11 protein-coding genes and 4 pseudogenes are annotated in these 16,267 nt (G+C 64.8%); 12 read left to right on the top strand and 3 right to left on the bottom strand.

From position 1 onward, the window contains the following. The first annotated feature begins 43 nt into the window (after positions 1-43). The 6 genes and pseudogenes from ACSQ76_RS05510 (at position 44) to ACSQ76_RS05485 (ending at position 6,332) form a co-directional block, all read left to right on the top strand. Complete coding sequence (locus tag ACSQ76_RS05510) at positions 44-1,027, top strand: Bug family tripartite tricarboxylate transporter substrate binding protein (RefSeq protein ID WP_437155761.1); 984 nt, start codon at positions 44-46, stop codon at positions 1,025-1,027. A gap of 68 nt (positions 1,028-1,095) precedes the next feature. Next, positions 1,096-1,617 (top strand): tripartite tricarboxylate transporter TctB family protein, encoded by a 522-nt coding sequence (locus tag ACSQ76_RS05505; protein ID WP_437155760.1) that lies wholly within the window; start codon positions 1,096-1,098, stop codon positions 1,615-1,617. A 3-nt stretch (positions 1,618-1,620) separates the two neighbouring features. Continuing rightward, positions 1,621-3,125: pseudogene (locus ACSQ76_RS05500) on the top strand (tripartite tricarboxylate transporter permease). Next, positions 3,122-3,949 (top strand): SDR family NAD(P)-dependent oxidoreductase, encoded by an 828-nt coding sequence (locus ACSQ76_RS05495; RefSeq protein ID WP_437155759.1) that lies wholly within the window; start codon positions 3,122-3,124, stop codon positions 3,947-3,949. The pseudogene ACSQ76_RS05500 and the gene ACSQ76_RS05495 overlap by 4 nt, the downstream one beginning before the upstream one ends. After that, a complete protein-coding gene (locus tag ACSQ76_RS05490) occupies positions 3,942-5,327 on the top strand; it encodes a hypothetical protein (protein WP_437155758.1) in 1,386 nt (461 codons plus the stop codon). The genes ACSQ76_RS05495 and ACSQ76_RS05490 overlap by 8 nt, the downstream gene beginning before the upstream one ends. Before the next feature lie 10 nt (positions 5,328-5,337). Further along, positions 5,338-6,332: pseudogene (locus ACSQ76_RS05485) on the top strand (NAD(P)H-quinone oxidoreductase). Here the strand turns inward: ACSQ76_RS05485 and ACSQ76_RS05480 are convergent. Then, positions 6,333-7,364, bottom strand: a complete 1,032-nt coding sequence (locus ACSQ76_RS05480; RefSeq protein WP_437155757.1) for a LacI family DNA-binding transcriptional regulator — start codon at positions 7,362-7,364, stop codon at positions 6,333-6,335. 100 nt (positions 7,365-7,464) lie between these two features. On the opposite strand from ACSQ76_RS05480, the gene ACSQ76_RS05475 reads away from it, so the two are divergent. From ACSQ76_RS05475 to ACSQ76_RS05450, 6 genes and pseudogenes are all read left to right on the top strand, one after another. Further along, positions 7,465-8,994 (top strand): tripartite tricarboxylate transporter permease, encoded by a 1,530-nt coding sequence (locus ACSQ76_RS05475; protein WP_437155756.1) that lies wholly within the window; start codon positions 7,465-7,467, stop codon positions 8,992-8,994. Continuing rightward, entirely contained in the window at positions 8,991-9,455 is a 465-nt protein-coding gene (locus ACSQ76_RS05470) for a tripartite tricarboxylate transporter TctB family protein (RefSeq protein ID WP_437155755.1), read from the top strand. The genes ACSQ76_RS05475 and ACSQ76_RS05470 overlap by 4 nt, the downstream gene beginning before the upstream one ends. Positions 9,456-9,498: 43 nt before the next feature. Continuing rightward, entirely contained in the window at positions 9,499-10,461 is a 963-nt protein-coding gene (locus tag ACSQ76_RS05465; RefSeq protein WP_437155754.1) for a Bug family tripartite tricarboxylate transporter substrate binding protein, read from the top strand. 27 nt (positions 10,462-10,488) lie between these two features. Next, on the top strand, positions 10,489-11,925 hold the full coding sequence (sauS, locus tag ACSQ76_RS05460) for an acylating sulfoacetaldehyde dehydrogenase (RefSeq protein WP_437158164.1): 1,437 nt from the start codon (positions 10,489-10,491) through the stop codon (positions 11,923-11,925). Further along, positions 11,922-13,420 (top strand): annotated as a pseudogene (locus ACSQ76_RS05455) (AMP-binding protein). Before sauS ends, ACSQ76_RS05455 begins: the two are co-directional and overlap by 4 nt. Positions 13,421-13,553: 133 nt before the next feature. Beyond that, a pseudogene (locus ACSQ76_RS05450) lies at positions 13,554-14,040 on the top strand (IS1595 family transposase); the annotation flags it as partial. Positions 14,041-14,294: 254 nt separating this feature from the next. Here ACSQ76_RS05450 and ACSQ76_RS05445 read toward each other — a convergent pair. Further along, on the bottom strand, positions 14,295-14,816 hold the full coding sequence (locus ACSQ76_RS05445) for a hypothetical protein (protein WP_437155753.1): 522 nt from the start codon (positions 14,814-14,816) through the stop codon (positions 14,295-14,297). Positions 14,817-14,963: 147 nt separating this feature from the next. Further along, on the bottom strand, positions 14,964-16,139 hold the full coding sequence (locus tag ACSQ76_RS05440) for an HPP family protein (RefSeq protein WP_437155752.1): 1,176 nt from the start codon (positions 16,137-16,139) through the stop codon (positions 14,964-14,966). Positions 16,140-16,267: the final 128 nt, after the last annotated feature.

Genomic DNA, 16,267 nt, shown 5'->3' with positions numbered 1-16,267 from the left:
ACGCAAGGAAAGACACGACACTTCATCAAAGGAGGAGACCAAGATGAAACTCAACCGCAGAACCATGATCGGCGCCGTCAGCGCCACTGCCATGCTGGCCTTCGGCGGCTCTGCCTTGGCGCAGGACTACCCGACCAAGCGTATCACCCTGATCGTGCCCTACAGCGCCGGCGGCGCCACCGACGTTCTGGCCCGCCAGGTCGCCGACGGCCTCAGCCAGGTGCTTGACGAAACCGTGACGGTCGAAAATCGCCCCGGTGCCGGCGCCACGCTGGGCACCACCCAGGCGGCCAACGCCCGACCCGATGGCTACACGCTCTTCATGGGGCAGGTGTCGTCGCACGGCATCGCGCCCGCTGTCTACAAGAACCTGCAATATGATCCGGTCGAGGATTTCGCACCTATCAAGCTGATCATGTCGATCCCCAACGTCATGGTGGTCAACGAGGACAGTCCCTACCAGTCGGCCGAAGAATTCCTCGAAGCCGCGAAATCCGAGAACATGACCTTCGGGTCCTCGGGCGTGGGCAGCTCGATCCACCTCTCGGGCGAGATGTTCAAGGCCCGCACCGGCGCCGACATGACCCACGTGCCCTTCCGCGGCAGCGGCGAGGCCGTACCGGCCCTCTTGTCGGGCGATGTCGACGTGATGTTCGACAACCTGCCCTCGGCCATGCCGCATATCCAGTCGGGCGCCCTGCGCGCGCTGGCGGTCACCACGCCGGAACGTTCCGAGCATCTCGAGGACGTGCCGACGCTGGACGAACTGGACATCGCCGAGCTTGACGGCTTCGCCGCGCGCTCGTGGTTCGGCCTGTTGGCCCCCGCGGGCACCGACGACGCGGTTGTCGCCACGCTGAACGAGGCGCTGGACGAGGTTCTTGCAAGCGACAGCTTCAAGAAATTTGCCGACACGCGCGGCGGCCAGATCGAGGGCGGCAGCCCCGAGGATTTCGCCAAGTATATCGACGGTGAACTTTCCAGCTGGAAAGCCGTGGTTGATGAGGCCGGTGTAACCGTCGAATAATTCTGACGAACGGCAGGTGGCGGCCCCGCGGGCCGCCACTCTTCAAAGGCGGCATGGGAGGGCCAGCCATGAGCGGAACAGATACAGACACCGAGAACCGCAAGGGTCGCCGCCGCGAGATCGTCTTCGCGGTGTTGACGATTCTGGCGTCGGTGCTTTTCGCACTCTTCGTGATCCCCGCCGGGGTGACGTCGCCGGCGTCGGTCAAGCATCTGCCCCTGTCGCCCACCTTCCTGCCTTACGTATTGACGATCGGCGTCGGTCTCTTCGCCCTGATCCACCTTCTGGAAGCGATCTTTGCCGCGCATATCCCCGGCGAGGATGACGCCTCGCTTGGGACACATCCGCGCTGGAAATCCCGCGTGCTGATGCTTGTCGGCCTGCTTGCGCTCTATCTTTTGATGCCCGAGCGGCTGGGCATGCCGCTCACCGCCATCGTCGTGACCATCGCCCTCATGGCCATCGGCGGGGAACGCCGCCCGCTCATCCTGCTGGGCGTCGGCATCGCCGTGCCGCTGCTGGTCTATCTCTTTTTCGCCCATGTCGCGCAGGTGCCCCTGCCCATGGGCCTGTTCGAAGACTGGATGTGATCCATGCTTGAGAATATCGCAACCGGCTTCGAAATGTTCTTCACGCTCGGCAACCTGCTGGCGATCACCGCCGGTGTCTGCCTCGGCGTGACCGTTGGCGCAATCCCCGGCCTCACGGCGACCATGGCCGTTGCCCTCGCCCTGCCCTTCACCTTCAACCTCGATCCGGTCACCGGCATCCTGCTGCTGGTGGGCGTCTACAAGGGCGGCGTCTTCGGCGGCTCGATCACCGCGATCCTGATCCGCGCGCCCGGCACGCCCGCCGCCGCCTGCACCCTTCTCGACGGCTACCCTCTGGCGCAGCAGGGCCAGGCGGGCAAGGCGCTCAACATGGCGCTCTACGCCTCCTGCATCGCCGACTTCCTGTCCAACCTGTCCCTGATCTTCTTCGCCAGCCTTATCGCGGGCCTGGCGCTCGCCTTCGGCCCGCCCGAATATTTCTGGCTGATCTGCTTTTCACTTACCGTGGTGATCTCGATCTCCGGCTCGTCCCTGACCAAGGGCCTGATCTCGGGCCTGCTGGGCCTCCTGACCTCCACCATCGGGCTCGATCTGGTCTACGGCACCCAGCGGTTCACCTTCGACAATTTCAACCTGATGGGCGGGGTCAGCTATATCCCCCTGCTGATCGGCCTCTTCGCCCTGCCAGAAGTGATCGACTTCTACGTACGCAAGGTCGCGCCCTTCACGGTCAAGACCGCCGACAAGAGCCGCGTGAGTCTGGCCGAACTCAAATCCAGCCTCGTCACCATCGTGCGCGGCAGCTTCATCGGCGTCATCATCGGCACAATCCCCGGTGCCGGCGCCACCGCCGCCGCGTTCCTCTCCTACGGTGAGGCGCGCCGCACGTCCAAGTCCCCCGAAACATTCGGCAAGGGCAATATCGAGGGCGTCGCCGCCTCCGAGGCAGGCAATAACGGCGTCGCCGGGGCCACGCTCATTCCCCTGCTGGCGCTCGGTATCCCGGGCGACGTTGTAACGGCGGTGATCCTCGGGGCATTCATGCTCCAGGGCCTCACCCCGGCCCGCTGATGTTCCAGGACAACATCACCATCATCTACGCCATATTCATCGGCATCATGCTCAGCTCTGTCGTGCTGCTGGGGTCAGGCAAGCTCGCCATCCGCTACTTCGCCCGCATCGCCGACATCCCGCGCCATATCCTGCTGCCCATTGTCCTGATGTTCTGCGTCTTCGGCAGCTATGCCGTGCAAAGCCAGATGTTCGACGTGGGCGTGATGCTGGCCTTCGGCGTGCTCGGCTACATCATGATGAAGATCGACATGGCTGCGGCCCCCTTCCTGATGGGCTTCATCCTGGGCCCGCTCTTCGAGGACAACCTGCGCCGCTCGTTCCTCATTTCCGAGGATATCACGATCTTCTTCCGCAGCCCGATCTGCTGGATCTTCATCGTCATCACCATTCTTTCGGCCTTCGTCGGCGTCCGTCGCGAGCTGCGCGCCACCCGCGCCAAGCGAGACGCCCTGCGCTCCTCGGGGGCGGCATGACCAGCGCGGCGGACACCGGCCTTCAGGGCCGCATCGCGCTGGTGATCGGCGCCGGCTCCATCGCGTCGGGCATCGGCATCGGGCGGGCCATCGCTATTTGCCTCGCCCGCGAAGGCGCCCATGTCATTGCCGCCGACAATGATCTTTCCTCTGCCCAGGAAACCGTGAACCATGTCACCAATGCAGGCGGCAGCGCCGAGGCCGCAACGGTCGATGTCCTCGACGACGTCAGCGTCACCGCCCTGATCTCGGGCGTCGAGGCCAAACACGGACGCCTCGACATCCTGCACTGCAACGTGGGCCTGGGCAAAAGCGGGCCGTCCGAAAACACCACCCCCGCCGACTGGCGCCGCATCAGCGACGCCAACCTCACTTCGCTGCACGTCGCCGCGCAGGCCGCGATTCCGATGATGCGTGCGCAGGGTCGCGGGGTCATCACCGTCACCTCCTCGATCGCGTCGATCCGGCATGTGGGCTATCCCCACCTCGCCTATTCCGCCACCAAGGCCGGCGCCAACCAGTTCGCCCGCGCCCTTGCGGTGGAACTCGCGCCCGACAACATCCGCGTGAATTCCATCATCGCGGGCCTCATCGACACCCCCCGTATCGGCGTCACGCTCGCTAACAGCTACGGCGACCGGACCGAGGCGCAAATGCGCGCCGCCCGCGCCGCGCAATGCCCGTTGGGGCGCATGGGCACCGCCTGGGACATCGCCGAGGCGGCAGTCTTCCTGGCCTCCGACAAGGCCGGCTACATCACCGGTACCGAACTGGTGGTCGATGGCGGTCTGTCGGCCAGCATACGCCAAACCGTCGATGGCTGACGCACCCGTCATGTTCGGGCGGGTGCGCGACGTCCTCAACCCGCTGCTGGCGCTCTACCTGCTTGCCACCGGTGCCGCGGCCATCGTCGTGCCGGTGCCGGAAATCCCCGTGGTCTTCGCCCTGCTGGCCGTGGCACTGCTCAATCGCCGCGGCCTCAACCGCCCCGCCTGGATCATCGGCGGCCTTGTTTTTGTGCTCTTCCTCTGGGGCTGGGCCGGCGGCTGGATCGCGGAAACCGGCGGCCTCGACCGTATGATTTTTCTCTCCGCCTTCCTCGTCGCGCTCGGCCTGCTCAGCCGCGCGGCCTCCCGCGCGCCGGACATTCGCAAGGCCGCGGCCGTGGTGGCAAGCCGCCCGCGCGGCGCACGCTATCTCTTCGTCACGCTCGGCACCCATATCTTCGGCATCTTCCTAAATTTCGGCGCCGCAAGCCTGATGGCCACCCTGCTCGCCCAGACCCGCGAGACACTCGAAAGACAGAACGCGGTCGAGGACCTGACCCTCTCGATGCTGCGCGGCTTCGGCGCCATGCCCATGTGGTCGCCCCTGGCCCTGTCGACGATCATCACACTGTCCATCCTCCCCGAGGTCGATTACTTCCAGATCCTTCCCTACGGCCTCGCCGCCGCGGTTCTTTACCTCGGCGCGGGCTATGTCGCATCGCGCGGCCCCCGCGCCACCGATCCCGACCCCGGCAAATCACCCATGACGCGCGCCCTGCCCGCCCTGCCCGAACAGCTCATCCTGCTGCGCGTCGTCGCCCGGGTCGCCCTGCTCGTGGCGGTGGCCTTCGTGCTGCACGTGGCCGCGGACCTCTCGATGCCGGCCTCGGTGCTGGTGGCGGTGCTGGGCTTCTCGCTCGCGTGGTGGGCGATCCAGGTTGCCGCGCGCATCGCCCCCGGCCTGCACCGGGAACTGGCCGCCACCGCGGCAAGCGGCGTCAACGAGATCGTCATCGTCTCCTGCGCAGGCTTTCTCGGCGCGATCATCGCCTGGTTCGTCAGCAGCTTCGACGGCGCCCTGCCCTCGCCCCCCGATGCGCTGGTGCCCGCCCTCATCGCGCTGGTTCCCCTGGGCATGGTGCTGGGGGGCGTCTCGGCGCTCAATCCCATCGTGTCGGCCAGCATCCTTTTGGGCGTGCTGCACCCGCTGGTGCCCGAACCCGCCCTGATGTGGCTGGCGCTCGCCGCGATCGTCGGCTGGGGTCTCACCGCGGGCTCCACGCCCTTCACCGCCAACGTGCTGATCACGACCCGCATCATGCAACTGGAGCCGGCCCCGCTCCTGCGCCGGGGCAACCTGAAACTCACCGTACTGTCCTTGACCGCACTCGGCCTCTTCCTCGCCGTCGGCACGGTCATCTCACTCCAAGGTTAGGAGCCCTCTCATGCCCCAGGCCATGCAAGCCATCTTCGCCACAAGCCCCGGCGGCCCCGAAGTGCTGGAGCCCCGCGAGATTCCCGTACCCCGCCCCGGTCCGGGCGAGGTGCTCATCCGCGTCGCCGCCGCGGGGGTCAACCGCCCCGACCTGCGCCAGCGCCAGGGCGGCTATCCCCGCCTCCCGGCGTGACCGAGGTGCTGGGGCTTGAGGTGGCAGGCGAGGTCGTCTCCTGCGGCGACGACGTGCTGTCCTTTGCCGAGGGCGACAAGGTTGTCGCGCTGGTCGCGGGCGGCGGCTACGCCGAATACTGCGTCACGCCAGCCCCGCAGGTCCTGCCCTGGCCCTCCGGCCTCTCGGCACTCGAGGCCGCGGCCCTGCCCGAGACCTACTTCACCGTCTGGACCAATCTATTCCGCATCGGCCGCCTCGCCGAAGGCGAAACCGTCCTGATCCACGGCGGCGCCAGCGGCATCGGCACCACCGCCATCCAGCTTGCCCGCGCCATGGGGGCCACCGTCTACGCCACCGCCGGCACCGACGAGAAATGCCGGGCCTGCCGCGACCTCGGCGCGACCGAGGCGATCAACTACCGCACGGCCCGGTTCGAGGATGAAATCGCCCGCCTCACCGACGGCGGCGGCGTCGATGTCATTCTCGACATGATCTGCGCCGATTATCTCGACCGCAACCTCGCCTCGCTTGCCGTCGCGGGGCGGCTGGTCATCATCGCGTTTCTCGGCGGCGGCAAGACCGAAATCGACATCGAGGGCATGATCCGCAAGCGCCAGACCCTCTGCGGCAGCACCCTGCGCCCGCAATCGCCGCGGGAAAAGGGCCTTATCGCCGCCGATCTGCTGGCCCGGGTCTGGCCCCTGCTGGAACAGGGCGCGGTCAAGCCGGTCATCAACTCCGTCCACCCGCTCGCCCGCGCCGCTGATGCCCATGCCGAGCTCGAAGCGGGCGGCCACGTCGGCAAGATCGTCCTCTCGGTGCGCGAATAGTCAGTCCTCGCGCGGCGGCCCGCTGGTGGCGCGCACCATGATCTCGGGCGGGATAAGTGCTGCCACGTCCACCGCCTCCTCCGAGGTGGTCAGCTGCACGATGGCGGCGGCCGCCCGCGCCCCGATCGTCCGTGCCGGGATGCGCACCGTGCTCAGCGACGGCTCGAACTCCTTCGAGCCCTTGAAATCCCCGATGCCCGTCACCGTCACCCGCCCCGGCACCGCGATCCCGGCCCGGTTCAGCGCATGCAGCGCGCCCCAGGCCAGCACGTCGTTGCCGCAGAGGATGGCGGTCGGCAACGCGCCCTCCGCAATCAGCGCCTCGACCGCGCTCTTCGCCGTCGCCACGCTGTATGGCGCCACCAACTGCCACGCCTCGGGGATACTGCACCCCGCCTCCGCCAGCGCATCCTTCACCCCTGCAAAGCGTAGCGAGGCCCGGTCGTTGCCTTCAACGGGCGGGAATATCGCCGCCACCTGCCTGTGGCCCAAAGCCGCCACGTGCCGCCCGATCAGGTACCCCGCCTGATAATTGTCCGACCCCACGCAGGGAAACGGCGCTTGCGGTGAAAAGCTCCACAGCAACAGCGTCGGCATCTCCTGCTGCGCCAGCAGGTCCAGCGTATCCCGAGTATGCTCGATCCCGATCAGCGCCACGCCATCCACCCGATGTTCCAGCATCTTGCGTGTCAACGCATACTCCCGGTCCAGGTTGAACCCGTGCGAGGCCAGCAGGATCGTGAAGCCCAGCTCCTCCACCGCCTCGGAAAAACTCTGGATCATCTCGGCAAATATCGCTTGGTCCACGGTGGGCACGATCAGCCCGATCGTGCCGCTGCGAATGCCGTGGATCGTCTGTGCCGCACGGTTGCGGATATAGCCCAACCGCCGCACCGCAGCATCTATCTTCTTGCGGGTCGTGGCCTTTACCAGGTCCGGGTGGTTGAAGCTGCGCGACACTGTCGAGGGCGACACGCGCGCCGCCTTGGCCACGGCGATTATATCTGTCTTTTTCTTATTTTTGTCAGACACTTGCGCGACCCCGCGTGGCCAAAAATGAAAACATTTGCAATATTGTTTTCATTGCATACCCTTCCAGGTCACTTACGACAAGCCAATGGGAGGATACGGCTTGGAGTTCCTGTTCTACTTCGGCGACGTGTTCACGCCGTTCAACTTCATGCTGCTTCTGATCGGCACGATCGGCGGGCTGATCCTCGGCGCCACGCCGGGCCTGTCGCCCACCATGGCCGTGGCCCTGCTCATTCCCTTCACGTTCAAGCTCGACGCCACGCAGGGCCTTATCCTGCTGGGCGCGGCCTATACCTCGACGGTCGCGGGCGGCGCGGTCAGCGCCATCCTGCTCAAGATCCCCGGCGCGCCGGCCAACATCGCCACAACGCTCGACGGGCACACCATGGCCAGAAACGGCCAGGGCGCACGGGCGCTGCAACTGTCGTTCATCTCTTCGGCCATCGGCGGCGTCTTCGGGGTTCTGCTGCTGATATTCCTGACGCCGGTGCTGGCCGAATGGGCGCTGGCCTTTGGCCCCTCGCACCTCTTCTGGCTGGCCATCCTCGGCGTCACCGTCATCGGCTCGCTCGATTCAAGCTCGGTGGTCAAGGGCCTCTTGTCGGGCTGCATCGGGCTCTGGCTCGCGACCATAGGCTTCGACGACGTCATGGGCGCCCAACGCTTCATCTTCCATTCCAGCGTCTCGGGCGGCATCAACATCATCCCCGCCCTCATCGGCCTCTTTGCCATTCCGCAGGTCATCACCATGTTCGCCAAGGGCCGGCATCAGCATGACGCCGAAGTCCTCAAGGTCGAGAAAAGCCCGATCATGGATTCGATCCGCGAGGTCTTCCGCCGCTCCCGCGCCTTGGGCATCGGCACGATGACGGGCTCCTTCATCGGCCTCATCCCCGGCGTCGGCGGCCAGATCGCCGGGCTCGTGGCCTATGACCAGGCCCGCAAGACCAGCCGCGAGCAAAAGAAATTCGGCACCGGCCACAGCGAGGGCGTGATCGCCGCCGAAAGCGCCAACAACGCCATGGTCGGACCCTCTCTTGTCCCGCTGCTGACCCTCTCGATACCCGGCTCGCCCACCGCCGCCGTGCTGCTGGGCGGCCTGCTGATCCACGGCATCTTCCCGGGCAGCGACCTGTTCGAGAACTACCCCGATGTCGCCTGGACCTTCATCAACTCCATGTTGATCGGCCAGATCCTGATGTGCGTCTTCGGCCTCTACGTGGCCGGGCTGGCGGCGCGGGTGGCGCAGGTCCCCAACGCGGTCATGGCCGCCGTGGTGCTGGCGCTCGCCGTCTTCGGCAGCTACTCGGTGCAGAACTCCATGGGCGACGTCTACATCATGGCCGCCCTGGGCACCGGCATGTATTTCCTCGAGCGCTTCGGCTTTTCCGCAGCACCGCTGGTGCTGGGCCTCATCCTCGGCCCCATCGCCGAGGCGAATTTCGTGCAGGGCGCCATGATCGCCAACGCCACCTCCAGCATGGGCAGCTACTTCTTCACCGGCGCGCTCAACCTCACGCTCATCGGCATCGTCGTGGCCTCCATCGCCTACTCGGTCTGGATGGAACTGCGCCAGCGCCGCTTTCTCAGCAAGGAAGACACCCTCGAACAACAGGAGCGGACCACGTGACCGACCGCCCCCGCGCCCAGCACATCCTCGCCAGCGGTCTGGTCGCCCTCGTCGGCATCTGGGTCGCCTGGCTCAGCTTCACCGGCGAACCCGCCCGCGCCTTTCTGTTTCCCCGCATCATCTCGGTCGTGTTCGTGGCGCTCGCCCTCTGGACCTTCGGCAAGGCGCTCCTGGGCAAGACCCGCGTCGGCCCGGGCCTCAGCGTCATCGCCGTGCGCAACATCCTGCCCGGCATCCTCGTCCTGCTGGTCTATGTCTTCTGGGCCGCGCCCACGCTGGGCTTCTACACCGCGTCCACCATCGCGTTCTTCATCCTGCTGTCCCTCTACGATCCCGCCCCCCACGGCGAGCCACGTACATGGGTCAAACGGGTGCTGATCACGGCCGGTTTCCTGGCCGTGATGTACGGTCTCTTCGCACTGCTGCTCGGGGTCTTCACCCCGCGAGAGATCCTTTTCTGAAAACCAAGAAGCGAAAGACAACTTTCCAAGGGAGGAACCACCGATGAAGAAACTGATTGCAGCCGCATCCATTGCGCTCATGGGTCTTGCCGGCTCTGCCAGCGCGCAGGACAACTACCCCGAACGCCCCGTCATGATGATGGTTAGCTACGGCGCCGGCGGCGCCACCGACTTTCAGGCGCGCATCGTCACCATGACGGCAGGCAACGAGGACGCGCTCGGCGTGCCCATCGCCATCGTCAACAAACCCGGTGCCGGCGGCCGCGTCGGCTGGAACTGGCTCGCTACTCAGGTTCAGCCCGACGGCTACACTCTCGGCGCCTACAACGTGCCCCACTTCATCGCCCAATCGATCGAGGGTGGCGTCGAATACAGCACCGACAGCTTCGAGCCCATCGCCAACTGGGGCGCCGACCCGGCGGTCTTCGTGGTAAGTGCCGACAGCCAGTTCAATTCGATGGAAGACGTCGTGAACTACGCCAAGGAAAACCCCGGCGGGCTCACCTTCTCGGGCGCCGGGCTGTTCGTCGGCCACCACATCGCCGCGCTTCAGCTTGAAAAGGCAGCAGGTGTGAAACTGGCCTACATCCCCAACAATGCAGGCGGAGCCGGTGCCATGAAAGCCGTCATCGCCGGCGACGTGCTGGGCGGGGTCAACAACCTCTCCGACGCGTTCCGCGCCGAAAAGGCCGGCAACGTCAAGATCCTCGGCGTTTTCGACAACGAGCGCAGCGACTTCCTGCCCGACGTACCGACGATGAAGGAACAGGGCTACGACATCGACAACGCCTCGGTCAATTTCCGCGGCGTGATGGTGCCCAAGGGCACGCCCCAGCCGATCATCGACAAGCTGGCCGAGGTGGTCCCGACCATGTTCGAGAACAGCCGTGTCAAGGGCAAGATGGAAGCGGGCGGGTCGCCCATGCACGTCATGACCCGCGACGAGGTGATCGAGATGTGGACCGCCCGCGAGGAGACTCTCAAGGAACTGCTCGCCGGTCTCTGAGCCCCAAAGCACCGGGGCGCGCGCCCGATCCGCGCGCCCCTCACAAGAAAGGTCACCACCATGAACGCCGCCGATCCCATCGCCGAACTGGATGCCACCATCGCCCGCGCCCGCGCCGCCCAAGGCCGGTACGAGGCGGACGGCAGCCAGCAGCGCTACGACCGCGCCGCACAGGCCGTCGCATGGGCGATCATGGAACCGGGCCGCAACCGCGCACTGGCCGAACTGGCGGTCCGGACCACAGGCTTGGGCAACGTGCCCGACAAGATCACCAAGAACCACCGCAAGACGCTGGGCCTCATGCGCGACATCAAGGGCGTCACCACCTTCGGCGTGATCCGCGAAGACCCCGCCACCGGCATCACGGAAATCGCCCGCCCCAAGGGCGTCGTGGCCGCCATCGTGCCCTCGACCAACCCCGCCGCCACGCCCGCCAACAACATCATCAACGCGCTGAAATGCGGCAACGCCATCGTCGTGGCCCCCTCGCCCAAGGGCGTGCCCAGCTGCGAGAAACTGATCGAATTCATCCATGCCGAGTTCGCCAGGATCGGCGAGGACCCCGACCTCGTCAGCATGGTCCCCGCGCCCGGCTCCAAGGACAAGACGCAACGCCTGATGGAGACCTGCGACATGATCGTCGCCACCGGCAGCCAGAACAACGTCCACCGCGCCCAAACCTCCGGCACCCCCGCCGTCGCCGTGGGCGCGGGCAACGTCACCGTCATCGTGGATGAAACCGCCGATCTCGACGCCGCCGCCGAGAAGATCCGCGCGTCGAAAACCTTCGACAACGCCACCTCCTGCTCGTCCGAGAATTCGATCGTCGTGGTCGAGGCCGTGCGCGACGCCTTCATCGCCGCCATGGCCCGCGCCGGCGGCGCCGTGGTCGAGGACGAGGCCGCCATTGTCGCCGCCCTCTGGCCCGACGGCCACCTCAACCGTTCCGTCATCGCGCAGGATGCCGACAAGATGATCGACGCGCTGGGGCTGACCGGCCAGGTCCCCGACGGCACCGAATACATCGCCGTGCCCACCACCGGCATCGGTCCCGACCATCCCCTGTCTGGCGAAAAGCTCAGCCGCGTCCTCGCGCTCTATTCAGCCAAGGATTTCGACGATGCCATCCGCATCACCCGCGACATCCAGCTATTCCAGGGCGCCGGCCATTCCGTCGGCCTGCACAGCACAAACGACACCCGCCCGATGACGCTCGCCCGCGCCATCCCCACCAGCCGCATCATCGTCAACCAGGCCCATACCTTCGCCACCGGCGGATCTTTCACCAACGGTATGCCGTTCTCACTCTCCATGGGCTGCGGCAGCTGGGGGGGGAATTCCATCGACGAGAACGTTCATTGGAAGCATTTCCTGCAATCCACCAAGATCGTGCACGAAATCCGCGCCAATGAGCCCACGCTAGACGATATCTTCGCCGACTATTGGGAGGCCGCCGGCCAATGAAGCTGCGCCGCGACACACCGCCCGAGGGCACCGTCCGCGACTGGCTCGCCGCCCGCGCCCACCGGGGCGGCACCGCCTTCGTCTTCCCCGAGGATTGCAGCCACCTCGACTGGCCCGCGCTACAGGACGCGGCACTTGCCTTCGCCCGCGCCCTCACCGCCCGCGGGGCGGGCAGAGGCGAAAGCGTGGCCATCGTCGCCCCCAACAGCCGCGAGGGGCTCGTCGCTCTCTACGGCGCGCTTGCGGGGGGCTTTCGCGCCACCATGATCAACCTCGCCGCGGGCCGGGATGCCATCGCCTACGCGCTGGAGCATTCCGAGGCCCGACACGCTTTCGTCCACGACGCCTGCGCCGAGCAATTCGCCGCCGCCAACACCACCCGTATCACCCCCGTGCCCCTCTCCGAGCGGGCCGAGGCCGACCTGCACCCGGTCACTCCGACGGACCACGCCCTCCTGATGTACACGTCCGGCACCACCGGCCGACCCAAGGGCGTGCTGCACACCCATGCCAGCCTGCTGGCCGGGGGCTGGACGACCACCATCGCGCACGATCTTTCCGAAGCCGATCGCGGTTTCTGCGTACTGCCCGTGTACCACATCAACGGCCTCTGCGTGACCGTCATGGGCAGCCTCGTGTCCGGCGGCTCGCTCGCCGTCACGTCGAAATTCTCCGCCTCCCGCTTCTGGGATCAGGCCGCAGACGCGCAGGTCACCTGGTTTTCCGCCGTGCCCACCATCATCTCCCACCTGCTGCACGGCACGGACGAACCCGGCCCCGAGGTCCGAACCCGCCTGCGCTTCGGTCGCTCCGCCTCCTCGGCGCTGGCGGTCGAGACGCAATCGGCCTTCGAAGCCCGCTTTTCCGTGCCCATCATCGAGACCATGGGCCTGACCGAGACCGCGGCCCAGATCCTGGCCAACCCCTGCCACCGGCGACCCGCAAGATCGGCTCGTCCGGGATGGCCTATGGCTGCGAGGTCCAGATCCAGGACAGCACCGGCGCCGCGCTGCCACCCGAAACCGAGGGCGAAATCTCCGTGTGCGGCCCCAACGTGATGCAGGGCTACCTCAAGAACGCGCAAGCCACCCGCGACACGTTCCGCGACGGCTGGCTGCGCACCGGCGACCTCGCCCGCATGGACGCCCAGGGCTACGTCTTCGTGACCGGCCGCCTGAAGGAGCTCATCATCAAGGGCGGCGAGAATATCGCCCCCCGCGAGGTCGACGAGGCGCTCTACACCCATCCCGACGTGATCGAGGCCGCCGCTTTCGCGCGGCCCTGCACCACCTACGGCGAAACCGTCGAGGCGGCGGTGCGGGTCCGCGATGGCTCCGCTCTCAAAGGCGCCGACCTGATCGAGATCTGCCGCAACCGCCTCGGCGCGTTCAAGTCACCCGACGAGATCCACTTTCTCGACGAGTTGCCCAAGGGCCCCTCGGGCAAGATCCAGCGTCTGAAACTCGCCGACATCGTCGAACCCGCCGACCGCTGACACAGCCCTGCCCCGGCCCGACCCGGCTTTGAGCGATCCGGGAGCTGCGACGGAAACTCGGCGTCTATAAACCGCTTGGCGCATGGGTCAGAAGGTACGGGAGCAAATTGACAAGAACGAGGTTAAGCAAACGCTGACCGGCCACGTCGAGATTGATGAGGCCTATGTTGGCGGCAAGCGCCCCGTCAAGCGCGGTCGCGGTGCCGCCGGCAAGACAATCGTCATGGGCTTAAGCAGCGTGGCGACGTCTGGTGACGGAGATTATTCCGAACATCAAAATGACAACGCTAAAAGCGAAGACGGCCGCTACTGTCGCGCCGGATGCGGTTGTCTCGGCTGACGAATTGCTGTCCTACGGCTTATTGAAAGAGGACGGGTACAACCACGTTGCCGTCAAGCACGGCAAGAAAGAGTGTGCGATCTACAATTACCGGACGCAACAATTTCACTATACGAACGCCGTGGAAAGCTTCTGGCGGCTGTTCAAAAATTCGGTGCGAGGCACACACGTTTCAATCAGCCAAAAGCAAATGAAGCGGTATCTGCACGAGCTTACTTTCCGCGCGAACCATCGCGGCGAGGTTAGCAGGATGTTTGATCGTCTGATTGCTGCGTTTTGACAACCTTTGTCACGGCGTCTGCAAAACCGATTTGCTGATCGGCATCACTCCACGGCGTTCTTCTTGCTCTATAAACTCTTGTAAACGCCAAGGTTTTCGTGTTTACTCAAAAGATAACATGCTGGATTTGCTCCAAGAATCTTGACCAACAATCGATTGTAGCATAATAAGAGGGCGGACCTAAGGCCCGCCCTGCGAAGTCACCCTAATATAAGCGAGGGGTGCCACCGCCACACACCATACTTGGGCATGGTTCACTCACCTCCTTCCCTGCCGCTGTGCGGGGCAGGGTCCGCAGCCGGAACTGGCTTTGGTGAATATCCTGCACTACCCGGCGTTGCCGGGCTGAGCAGATCTGAGGAAGATGCACCTTCCTCGATTTCTGAGCCGCCTTCGGGCGGCTCATTCTTTTTGACGGAATGCTTTGCAGACCGCCAAATCTTTGTTGACATATCAAGACTAACCGCGCCGTCAGACTTTGCGCGGGAAAGTTGTGACGAAATGCTGGCCTGCGAGATTTCAACGCCGAACCTATCGTTGACCCACTCTATTACTTTGTCAGATGTACCACCATTAGGGCGCTCATCAAGCACGGCAACAATCATCTCGCGGTGTGTCATGCGGCTATTGGAAGCCGCCACACCCTGCGAAGTGGTCGAGCCTTCAATGGCAGATTTAGCGGCGCGAAGTTCGCGCAACTCATCATTCAGCGTTTTCATCTGCGCCTTAATCTCCGTCTCGCGAGCGTTGATAAAATCTCTGAGAGTTTGTGACATGACGACTCAGCCCCTTGATCTTGCCAAGCTTTATGTACGGATTGACGGCGCTCGTCAAGCGTCAATTGAAACTCAGAGGGTTGCATCAATCAGGGCAGAACGATCATGAAACTTGTCTCAAGGGGATACACCCCATAATTTAAGCTGTCAGTTCGTTGAAAGATTGCGAGAACTGTCGGTTCGACCGTATAGCGCGCTCCGCGCAAGCGCGGCGACCAAGTCCGTTCTTGTGACAATGCCGATGATCCTGCCGTATTCGATGACAGGCACAGCATCCGTATCCCCGTCGGCCATCATCGGCAGCAACGCCCCGATGGGCGTATGTGACATCGCACGCGGACCGGCGACACTCATGATCTCCCCGGCCTTTGTCGGATTCTCGCGGTTTCGGTCAAGCAGCCGTCGCAGGGCGGCACCGTACCCTCGATCCAGGCGCAATGCATCCTGTCTTGCCTGGCTGATCAGATGAATCTGGAAGATGACCCCTAGAAATTTCGCATCCCTTTCGACGACAGGAAGGGACGTGAAACGGTGTTGCCGGAAAAGGTCCGCGACCTCGCTCAGCGATGTTTCAGGACAGACCGTGACAAGGTCGCGGGACATGATGTCCTGCGCCGTCATCGGACCGGAAAAATGTGCGGCGGCCTGAAGCTCCGCCGCGCCGATCAGGCGCGCCAGGTCCTCGACACCAAGGTTGAAGGACTGGCTGTAGCGTTCCAGGATGCCGGTCAATTCCTCTTCGGACAACCCGAGCCGTTCGGACGGGGTGCGGTCATCCGTTCCGTGCTTGCCGGGGTCGTCGAACTGGCGGAACGGATAGTGCCGCCCGGTCAGACGGGCATAGATGGCGGCAACGACGACGAGCGCGATCGTGCCTGCGCCAATTGGCGCAATCGCGAACCAGAAGCCCAGATGCGCAATGGCATCGGGCGACATGGCCGCGGTCATCGCGACCGCCCCGGCCGGAGGGTGGATCGCGCGACACAACATCATTGCCATAATGGCAAGACCGACCGCCAGACCGATCCGCAGGGCAGGATCTTCGACCAACAGGCAAACGGCCACAGCGACCAGTGCAGCAACCGTATTGCCGACGATCGCGGACCAGGGCTGCGCCAAAGGGCTGTTCGGGACCGCGAACAAAAGGACGGATGAGGCGCCGAATGGCGCGACAAGGTACAGCCCCAGTTCCAGGTCGACATCGGGCGACAAAATGAAGAGCCCGGTCAACCCGAGACCGATGAGGGCGCCCAGCCCTGCACGAACGGCTTCAACGCCTGAAACGCGCGCGACAGCAGGACCAAGGGATTTCAGAATGTGCAAAGACGCGCCTCCCGGCAAGTTGTGCACAAACTTTCATCACTTGATCAAAGGTTCAACTGGTCAACGACACGCAGCCTGCCGTCCGACGCATCCTCTGCTTTTTGCGAGGCGAACGGAGACAGAGCACC

It is taken from the genome of Roseovarius sp. B08 (assembly GCF_051417955.1).
Taxonomy (GTDB): Bacteria; Pseudomonadota; Alphaproteobacteria; order Rhodobacterales; family Rhodobacteraceae; genus Roseovarius.
The sequence above is the reverse complement of the archived record's forward strand: the minus strand, read 5'-3'. Positions and strand labels throughout refer to the sequence as shown.

Excerpts from the sequence above, each read along its gene's own strand:
- ACSQ76_RS05490 (WP_437155758.1), top strand. The coding sequence starts at position 3,942 with ATGGCTGACGCACCCGTCATGTTCGGGCGGGTGCGCGACGTCCTCAAC.
- ACSQ76_RS05465 (WP_437155754.1), top strand. The coding sequence starts at position 9,499 with ATGAAGAAACTGATTGCAGCCGCATCCATTGCGCTCATGGGTCTTGCC.
- ACSQ76_RS05445 (WP_437155753.1), bottom strand. The coding sequence starts at position 14,816 with ATGTCACAAACTCTCAGAGATTTTATCAACGCTCGCGAGACGGAGATT.
- ACSQ76_RS05495 (WP_437155759.1), top strand. The coding sequence starts at position 3,122 with ATGACCAGCGCGGCGGACACCGGCCTTCAGGGCCGCATCGCGCTGGTG.
- ACSQ76_RS05505 (WP_437155760.1), top strand. The coding sequence starts at position 1,096 with ATGAGCGGAACAGATACAGACACCGAGAACCGCAAGGGTCGCCGCCGC.
- ACSQ76_RS05510 (WP_437155761.1), top strand. The coding sequence starts at position 44 with ATGAAACTCAACCGCAGAACCATGATCGGCGCCGTCAGCGCCACTGCC.